The organism is Acidaminococcus sp. HCP3S3_G9_1 (assembly GCF_052122455.1).
In the GTDB taxonomy this organism is placed as follows: Bacteria; Bacillota; Negativicutes; order Acidaminococcales; family Acidaminococcaceae; genus Acidaminococcus.
In genome coordinates this window covers 1-942 of record NZ_JBQKCH010000039.1, presented here as the reverse complement: position 1 = coordinate 942, position 942 = coordinate 1, and the positions used below count along the sequence as shown (strand labels likewise).

The window sequence follows — 942 nt, the reverse complement described above, 5'->3', positions numbered from 1 at the left end:
CGAAAACCGTCAAGCGGTAGGGGCGCGCAACCGATCCACAGCTCCATTCTAATCGTACCGTAATTCACTATAAAAGGGAATATCTGGTACAACTCTATTATACGAGGGGCGAGCCGCAGGCCCGCCCGTCCCGGCCTCCGGTTTTTATACATTCCCAGGAACCCGCCCGGCGGGTTCCCTCCTTCCGCTAGAGACCAGAGACTAGTGACTGTCAGCTCATGACCATCTGCGTGAGACAGAAAAGCGGCCCTGCCGCTTTTCCCCTTCCTCCCATCCCCATCAAATATGATAAAATTAACAATATAGAAATCGTATTCTTTAGCTAAAATACAACATCCCTATGACCGTAGAGATGAAAAAGGAGGCGGAAACCATGTGCGGTATCGGACACGCCATTGCAAGAAAGAACCTGGAAAAAGGCCGCTTAGAAGGAAAACAGGAAGGCCGTCAGGAAGAACGGGAATCCAACATTGTCGCCATGCTGAAGGAAAAGATCCCCATGGAAACCATTTCCCGGATCACCCATTACTCTCTGGACCAGATCCAGAAACTGGGGAAATTGCATGGATTGCTTTAGGTTGGAAAACGCCCCGGCGTTTTCCTCCCCAATGGAAAGGCCGCCGGAAAATCCGGCGGCCTTTTGGTTCATCGTTGGTCGTTCATCGTTTCGGATGCCAGATGCTCACGCATCTGCCTTTGAACATGAAAAACCGGCGGCCGGGACGGGCTCCCCTTCGGGAAGCCCCTACCACGTTGGAATCAAAGGACCAACGGAAATTCACAGAAACGAAGTTATCGAAGATTCCGTTCCTGTGACCGTTGTATCCAACTTCCGACCCCAACGCCGTAGACCAACTATATAAAGTCAAGCCAATTTTAAAATAAATTTCAGTTGCTATGGATCTTTGCAAAAGGGTGCACTTACCCAAGCCCCCTTTTGTG

At 50.3% G+C, this 942-nt stretch carries 1 protein-coding gene; it reads left to right on the top strand.

Annotated elements, in window-relative coordinates:
• Window positions 1–373: 373 nt before the first annotated feature.
• A complete protein-coding gene (locus ACTQY1_RS11215) occupies window positions 374–577 on the top strand; it encodes a hypothetical protein (RefSeq protein WP_195839591.1) in 204 nt (67 codons plus the stop codon).
• The last annotated feature ends 365 nt before the right edge of the window (window positions 578–942 follow it).